Raw genomic sequence first — 7,534 nt, 5'->3', positions numbered from 1 at the left:
GTGGATCCGACTCCTGCTGGCGGGAAAGCGCTACGCCGCCGTTGCCGGCAGCGATGCACACGGCGATTTCAACCGAACTCGGGCTGTGGGTCTCCCGTTTCTCAGTGTCTACGAGGATCAGCGCGAGGCGTTCGGGACGCCGCGGACGGCAGTCTACACGCCGGACGACACGGTGGAATCGCTCTATGCGGGTCTTCGCGCGGGAACCTGCACCATGACGAACGGGCCCTTCGCGGACCTGAGCATTGACGCGGACGGTCAACGCCACCGCATCGGCGCAACGATCCGGGGCGGCTCGATGACGGTTCGGATGTCGGCGCGTTCTACCGACGAGTTCGGCGAGTTGAGCCGGATCGTGTTGTACATCGGGTCGGTAGGGGCTTCGGAGGAGCATCGGATCATCGCCGAGCGTGCCGGCTTGACACACGATGCGGAGTTGCGTCTGACGCTGAACGCGGGTGCGTACGTGCGCCTCGAAGCGGAAGCGACGCGCGGCGACGCCGGCACGATCGCGCTGACCAACCCAATCTGGGTGGACGATTCGCCCGACAGACGGTCGTGACGTGGCGAGCGTACAAGCTCTGTTGGCGCTGTGCCGACCGACGAACGCCGCAATCGCCGTCGGTGGCGTGGCGGTCGGCGCGCTGATGCAGCTTCGCGCCGACGGCGTCTCGTGGACGTCCGCTCACGTTACGCACGCGGTGGCGGTCGGTGCGGCAACGAGCCTGATTCTGGCGGCAGGAAACGCGTTCAACGACGTGTGCGATGTGGCGACGGACCGGCTGAACCGTCCCGACAGACCCATCGCGTCGGGTCGTATCAGCCGCCGAATGGCGGGAGCCTTTGCCGCAGCGACAGGGCTCGCCGGGATCGCACTGGCGGCGACTGTCAGTTCGGTCGCCTTGTTGCTGGCTGTGGGGGCAGCAGCACTGCTGGCGGCGTACTCGCTCTGGCTGAAGAGCACGCCATTCGCCGGCAACGTGGTCGTCAGCCTGCTGAGCGCCGGGGCGGTGCTCGCCGGAGGCGTCGCGGTCGGAGGGGGAGCGGCGACATTCGCGGCGAACGTCTTCGTACTGCTCCTGACCTTCGTGCGCGAAGTGCTCAAGGACATCGAAGACCTCCCGGGCGACCTCGCTGCGAGCCTCCGTACGACTCCTGCGGTGCTGGGACCGCGCGTTCCCTTGATCGCTGCCGGGGCTGCCGTCGTCCTGAGCGCCGTTTGGGCGCCCGTGCCGTCCTTCGCCGGACACGTCGGGTTCGGCTGGCGCTATCTCGTGCCGGTGTGCTTGTTGGTCGAGCCGGTCGCTGGTTGGGCGGTGGTCGCCACGTGGCGGCGACCCGATGCGGCGACGGCGGGTCACGCACAGCGAGCTGTCAAGCTGTGTGCCGTCGTTGGTCTCGTTGCTGTGGCGATTGGATGACCGGATCGGTCATTCGCCGCGAACCCGTTGGGATGTTGTGCCGATGATCCTGGTCGACTACGACGCATGCGATTACTGCGGCGCGTGCGTCGGTACGTGCCCTGAGAACGTCATTCACCTGTTGGACACTCGACTCTTCGTTGACAACGAGGGCTGCACGGACTGCAGCATCTGCACCTACGCCTGTCCCGTCGGCGCCCTCGAACTGGTTCAGACGCAGCCAAGAGGGTTACGACGTGAACTCCGCGTATGATGTCGTCGTCGTCGGAGCGGGGCCCGGCGGCTCGACGGCTGCCCGGTTCGCTGCCGACGCCGGATTGAGCGTACTGCTCCTGGAGAAGCGCCAGGAGATCGGCGCTCCGGTGCGATGTGCTGAGGGAGTCGGCACTCAGACGCTGCGACGGTTCATCGAACCGGAGCCGCGCTGGGTCGCCCAGGTCATCAACCGGTGTCGCCTGGTCGCTCCCAACGGGAAGTACGTCGAGATCACGGCGCCCGGAGAGGGACTCATCCTCGAGCGGAAGCTCTTCGACCGTCGGCTGGCGGAGCTCGCCGCCGAGACGGGAGCCCAGGTCCGGGTCAAAGCGCGCGTTACGGACGTCCTCCGCGACGGCGACCAGATCGCCGGCGTGCGCGTGAAGTACCAGGGTTCCAGCCACGATGTCCGCGCGAAGGTGGTAATCGCCGCCGACGGCGTCGAGTCCCAAATCGCTCGGTGGGCGGGGCTCAACACGCTCAGCAGGCTGGTCGATATGGATGTCGCGGCGCAGTATCTCGTGTCGGACGCTCGCCTCGACGCGCCGGACTGCTGTACGTTCTACATCGGCACGGTGTATGCGCCGGGGGGCTACGGATGGGTCTTTCCCAAGGGACCCAACCTGGCGAACATCGGGCTGGGCATCTCGCCGAAACACACGACACGCCATCGGGAAACCGCGTTGGACTGCCTGAACCGTCTGATGGCACGGTTTTTCCCGAATGCGTCCATCGTGGCGACCGTCGTTGGGGGCATTCCCATCGACGGCAAGCCGCGCCCGATCTCCGCCAACGGGTTGATGGTGATCGGCGACGCCGCTCATCAGGCAGACCCGATGACCGGCGGCGGCATCACCAACGCGATGATCGCCGGACAGCTCGCCGCCCAGGTGGCAGCGTCGGCGATCCGCCAGGGCGATCTTTCGGGTGAAATGCTCCGTCAGTACGATGAGCGCTGGCAGAAGGAAGTCGGTAGGGCGTTTAAGCCGATCCTGAGCATCCGCGACCAGGTGATGGAGTTCGAGGACAGTTTCTTCGACGAGCTCGCGGAGATGCTGCACGGTCGCGCGCGATTGACCCTGGTGGATGTCTTTCGCATGGCGATACGGACGCGACCGCGTCTGCTGTGGGACCTGGGACAGCTCGTCGCGATGGGTTGGTTCTGACACGATCCGAGGTGAAGGCTGGTGATGTCGGAGAAGCCGGCTCTATGGGCGCGTCTGCAGTCGATCCTCGACGAGCGCGGGGCTGGATACGTCGTGCTCGTCGATCCAGATCGCGTGTTGAACGCCGACATCCGCGTGCTCGCTGAGAACGCGATGCGTGCGGGAGTCGATGCGTTCCTGGTCGGCGGTAGCCTGCTCATGAGCGACCGGCTGGACGCCACGGTGAAGGGGCTGCGCGAAGCGTCTCCGCTGCCCACGATTCTCTTTCCCGGAGCTTCGAGCCAGCTTTCGCGCCACGCAGACGGTCTGCTCTTTCTCAGCCTGGTCAGCGGACGAAACCCGGACTACCTCATCGGGGAACACGTCCGAGCCGCGCCCATCGTGCGCGACTACGGACTGGAGGCGATCCCGACGGGTTACATGCTCATCGACGGCGGGACGTGCAGCTCGGTTCAGTTCATGAGCGGCACGCAGCCCATTCCGAGGGACAAGTCCGACATCGCAATCGCTCACGCGCTGGCATCCGCCTACCTGGGGCTGCGAATCCTCTACCTCGAAGCGGGAAGCGGCGCACGGTTCCCCGTACCCGACGAGATGATTCGCCGCGTAGACGAGAGTGTCAGCCTGCCGATCATCGTCGGCGGCGGAATCTCGAAGCCGGAGGACGCGGGCTCGCGGGTAGTCGCGGGAGCCAGCTTCATCGTGACGGGCACCGCCCTGGAACGCGACCCGCGCGGTTCGCTGATGGGCGAACTGAGCGACGCCGTGCACGCGGCGGCGCGTGCGCGACGGCGACGGCTGAGCCCTGACGCATGACGGATCGGCGGAACGCGCGTCCTTGACGCTCTGCGGGTGCGCCTGGTATGCTTCACTAGCACTCAGGGCTGTTGAGTGCTAACCGGAGCTGACGATATGCACGGAGACCGAGAAGAGCTCACTCCCAGGCAGTTCGAGGTGCTGGCGGCGATCGTCCGGTGTCACCTCGACACGGCGGAGCCCGTCGGGTCCAAGACGCTCGTCGCCGAATTCGGCTTGCGGATCAGCGCCGCCACCGTTCGGCACGTGATGGGCGAGCTGGAGACCATGGGATACCTCGACCAGCCGCATACGTCCGCTGGCAGAGCGCCGACCGAACTGGCGTACCGCTACTTCGTCGACCGCCTGCAGGAGCCGGAAGGGCGCACGGGCGATGCGGACGACGTGCAACGCTCCGAGGTGCTCTCCCGATTCAGCGATGCGACACTCGATCAGCTCGAAGACCTGTTCCTGCTCACATCACGGCTTCTGTCGCACATCTCACGGCACATCGGCGTCGTCGTCAGTTCCGAGCTGCGGGACAGCGTGCTGAGACGGATCGAGATCGTGCGTCTCGGAGGGGCGCAGCTCCTCGTCGTACTGGTCACGCAGCCGGGTCTCGTCAGACACCGGATGTTCGCCATTGAGCAGCACGTCACGAGCCAAGAGCTCGACGCCGTTTCCTCGCTGCTGAACGAACGGCTCGCGGGTCGTCGGCTTCGAGACATCCAGGGGATCGCCTCTGAGAGCGAGGCGTTGTGCGCGATGTTCGAGGGTCGCCATCTGCCTTTGGCGGTGGAGATCGCCCGACGCGCGTTCCTGCGAGGCTATGAGGAAGACGTCTACTGGGACGGCGCGCGGAACCTCGCGATACAGCCGGAGTTCCTCGACGGGATGCGCGCCCATGCGGTTCTGCAAGCGCTCGAATCGAGGGAGTCGCTAGCCGAGCTCTTCAGCGGGTTCGGCGGCAAGGGAACGTCTGGCGATCCGCTGGTGCGCGTTCTCATCGGGACGGAAATCGCTCGTGAAGGCATGGAGCAGTGCAGCGTGATCGCCGCTCCGTATCGGCTTCCCGGACACGTTGCGGGAACCATTGGGATCATCGGACCGATGCGGATGGAGTATTGGCGGCTCATTCCGCTGGTGAAGTGGACGGCGCACGCGATGTCGAGCTTTGGGACGCCGCAACACATCGGCGATGCCGGGACAGAGGGATGAACGACATGGTGGACGACGCGTTCGACGAGTCGGCAGGGACTTCGAGTCCTGCGACTCCAGACGAACTCGACCAAGAAAACGCGCGACTGCAGAAACGCCTTCGGGCGTTCGAGGAAGATATCGCAGAGCTCAAGGCGAAGCAGGATCAACTGCTTCGCACGGCGGCGAGCTACGACAACAGCCGCCGTCGCGCCGAACGCGATCTGGAAGACAGCCGCAAGTACGCCGTCGAGTCCTTCGCGAAGCGGATGCTTCCCGTGGCGGACAGCCTCCGGCGCGCCGTTGATGCCGCCAGGTCGGCTGCGGACGCCTCCGGGCTCGTGGAAGGCGTCGATATGGTTCTCAAGCAGCTCGACGATGCGCTACAGAGCGAGGGCGTGACGATCATCGAAGCCGTCGGCTCGACGTTCGACCCGAACTACCATGAAGCCGTCGCTCAGCATGCGACTTCGGAGGTTCCCGAGAACACGGTCGTCGCAGAGCTCCAGAAGGGGTACTTGCTGCACGACCGTCTGCTCCGGGCTTCGTCCGTGCTGGTCGCGGTAGCTCCCTCGGAATAGATCGACAGGCTTCTCGTTTCGCTCCTGGATAGGACTCGATGACACCTCCGCGCGACCACTACGAAGTACTCGGCGTTCAGCGGGATGCCTCCGACGATGACATCCGCAAGGCATACCGCCGTCTCGCGGTCAAGTACCATCCGGACAAAAACCCCGGCGACGACGAGGCGGCTGAGCGCTTCAAGGAGGTGGGCGCTGCGTACCAGTGCCTGTCCAACGCGGACTCGCGTGCGTACTACGACCGTCACGGACACGAGGGCGTCCGGGGATCGCAGGGCGGCTTCGACTTCACGACGACCGACTTCACCGACCTGTTCTCCCAGGTGTTCGGGGACTTCGGCGACCTGTTCGGCGGGGGCTCTCGGACGCGACGCGGCAATGACATCCGGTACGACGTCGAGTTGACCCTCGAAGAAGCCCACGCCGGCAAGTCGATTCCTGTCGAACTGGAGCGATTCGACGCCTGCGGAACCTGCAAGGGCAGCGGAGTCAAGCCCGGCAGCACGATGAAGTCGTGCGCTCAGTGCGGAGGGCGCGGTCGGGTCGTGTTCCAGCAAGGGTTCTTCAGCGTGCAGCAGACGTGTCCACGCTGCCAGGGGCGCGGCGAGATCATGACAGACCCCTGCGGCGAGTGCCGAGGGCTGGGACGCGTGCGCGGCGTGCAGAAACTGAACGTGACGATCCCGCGTGGCGTCGACGACGGCATGGTGCTGCGCATGAACGGACAGGGCGATGCCGGTCGGATGGGAGCGCCGGCGGGGAACCTGCTGGTCGGCGTGCACGTCAAGGCGCATCCGCTTTTCCAGCGCAAGGGCGACGACCTGCTGCTCGACTGGCGGCTCACAATGGTCGAGGCTGCGCTGGGTACGCGACTCCGCGTTCCCATCATCGGGGGCGAGGAACCGATCGTCATTCCCGAAGGCACGCAGACCGCCGACACGTTCACGCTGCGCGGCAAAGGCATGCCCCACCTGCAACGCAACGGCAGCGGCGACCTGAAAGTGCGCGTCTTCGTCGAGACGCCGACGCGGCTATCGGACCGCGACCGCGAGCTCTTGCGCGAGTTCGCTGAGCAGCGTCAGGAGCTCGACGGCGACGAGGCGGATCCCAAACGAGGTCAGAAGTCCGACCCCTACGCGCGGCGCAAGCACAAGCGCGGGTTCTTCGAGGCGGTCGGCGACTTCTTCAGCGGTCAAGACGCCAGGTCTGACGACGAATGAACGATCCGTCGTTCTGGGCGCAGATACAGGTCGTCACTCACACCGAAGCGGTCGAAGCCGCGACTTTCCATCTCACGGAGCTCGGAGCCGTCGGCGTCGCGTCCCATCAGGAATGCGACGATATCGGCGGATCCCGGGTCACGATCACCGCGTACTTCCCGATGGGCGACGACGTGGGCGACCTCGTCGTGCGCGTCCGCGATCTCGTCAACAGTCTCGGCGATCACGGTCTGCGAACCGACCCCGGATGGGTTTCGCTGAAGCCGTTGCGGATCGAGAACTGGGCGACCGCGTGGCGCTCTCACTTCAAACCCCATCGGTTCGGGGAGCGGTTGATCGTCGCGCCGACCTGGGAGGAACTGGGAGACGTTGGGGCCGCCGCCGTCGTTCGTCTGGACCCCGGGATGGCGTTCGGCACGGGGGCGCACGCATCGACGCGGTTGGTTCTCGATCAGATGACGGGCATCGATCTGTCCGGCAAACGAGTTCTCGACGTGGGTACCGGCTCCGGCATCCTCGCCATCGCGGCGATCAAGCTAGGGGCTGCCTCCGCGCTCGCGGTGGACAACGATCCGGACGTGCTGCCGGTCGCAGTCGACAACTGCCGAACCAACGGCGTCCAAGACGTGGTCGAGATACGCCAGGGCAAGATATCGGACGTTTCGGGAGACTTCGACCTCGTCCTCATGAACATCCTGGCGGATGTCATCGTCCCTGCGCTGGGCGATGTGGCGCGCGTGCTAAAGCCTGATGGAACCTGCCATCTCTCCGGCATCACGTCGCCGGAGGGCGACAAGGTGCGCGACGCGCTGCTGAATCACTGTCTCCGAATCGTCGAGCAGCGCGAGAACGAGGGCTGGGTTGCGATCTCCGCCACGTTCGCCGCGCGCAGCTAGCTA

General features: G+C 65.6%; 8 protein-coding genes. All 8 read left to right on the top strand.

Annotation, left to right across the window (positions count from 1 at the left end):
- Positions 1–539 precede the first annotated feature (539 nt).
- The 8 genes from FJZ36_17040 to prmA all read left to right on the top strand — a co-directional run bounded on the left by FJZ36_17040 (position 540) and on the right by prmA (position 7,531).
- Positions 540–1,421: a hypothetical protein gene (locus FJZ36_17040; protein ID MBM3216605.1), complete on the top strand. Its 882-nt coding sequence runs from the start codon at positions 540–542 to the stop codon at positions 1,419–1,421.
- Positions 1,422–1,464: 43 nt separating this feature from the next.
- A complete protein-coding gene (locus tag FJZ36_17035) occupies positions 1,465–1,674 on the top strand; it encodes a ferredoxin (protein MBM3216604.1) in 210 nt (69 codons plus the stop codon).
- Entirely contained in the window at positions 1,523–2,842 is a 1,320-nt protein-coding gene (locus tag FJZ36_17030) for an NAD(P)/FAD-dependent oxidoreductase (protein ID MBM3216603.1), read from the top strand. The genes FJZ36_17035 and FJZ36_17030 overlap by 152 nt, the downstream gene beginning before the upstream one ends.
- Positions 2,843–2,866: 24 nt before the next feature.
- Positions 2,867–3,658, top strand: a complete 792-nt coding sequence (locus FJZ36_17025) for a geranylgeranylglyceryl/heptaprenylglyceryl phosphate synthase (GenBank protein MBM3216602.1) — start codon at positions 2,867–2,869, stop codon at positions 3,656–3,658.
- A gap of 96 nt (positions 3,659–3,754) precedes the next feature.
- A complete protein-coding gene (hrcA, locus tag FJZ36_17020; GenBank protein MBM3216601.1) occupies positions 3,755–4,855 on the top strand; it encodes a heat-inducible transcription repressor HrcA in 1,101 nt (366 codons plus the stop codon).
- A complete protein-coding gene (gene grpE / locus FJZ36_17015; GenBank protein MBM3216600.1) occupies positions 4,852–5,415 on the top strand; it encodes a nucleotide exchange factor GrpE in 564 nt (187 codons plus the stop codon). Before hrcA ends, grpE begins: the two co-directional genes overlap by 4 nt.
- A gap of 38 nt (positions 5,416–5,453) precedes the next feature.
- Entirely contained in the window at positions 5,454–6,635 is a 1,182-nt protein-coding gene (gene dnaJ / locus FJZ36_17010; GenBank protein ID MBM3216599.1) for a molecular chaperone DnaJ, read from the top strand.
- Entirely contained in the window at positions 6,632–7,531 is a 900-nt protein-coding gene (gene prmA, locus FJZ36_17005; protein MBM3216598.1) for a 50S ribosomal protein L11 methyltransferase, read from the top strand. The genes dnaJ and prmA overlap by 4 nt, the downstream gene beginning before the upstream one ends.
- The last annotated feature ends 3 nt before the right edge of the window (positions 7,532–7,534 follow it).

It is taken from the genome of Candidatus Poribacteria bacterium, assembly GCA_016866785.1.
In the GTDB taxonomy this organism is placed as follows: domain Bacteria; phylum Poribacteria; class WGA-4E.
This window is presented reverse-complemented; position numbering and strand designations above follow the sequence as displayed.

Bases quoted from the DNA above. Each gene is read 5' to 3' on its own strand.
- FJZ36_17025 (MBM3216602.1), top strand. From the start codon at position 2,867: ATGTCGGAGAAGCCGGCTCTATGGGCGCGTCTGCAGTCGATCCTCGAC.
- dnaJ (MBM3216599.1), top strand. From the start codon at position 5,454: ATGACACCTCCGCGCGACCACTACGAAGTACTCGGCGTTCAGCGGGAT.
- prmA (MBM3216598.1), top strand. From the start codon at position 6,632: ATGAACGATCCGTCGTTCTGGGCGCAGATACAGGTCGTCACTCACACC.
- FJZ36_17035 (MBM3216604.1), top strand. From the start codon at position 1,465: ATGATCCTGGTCGACTACGACGCATGCGATTACTGCGGCGCGTGCGTC.
- hrcA (MBM3216601.1), top strand. From the start codon at position 3,755: ATGCACGGAGACCGAGAAGAGCTCACTCCCAGGCAGTTCGAGGTGCTG.
- grpE (MBM3216600.1), top strand. From the start codon at position 4,852: ATGAACGACATGGTGGACGACGCGTTCGACGAGTCGGCAGGGACTTCG.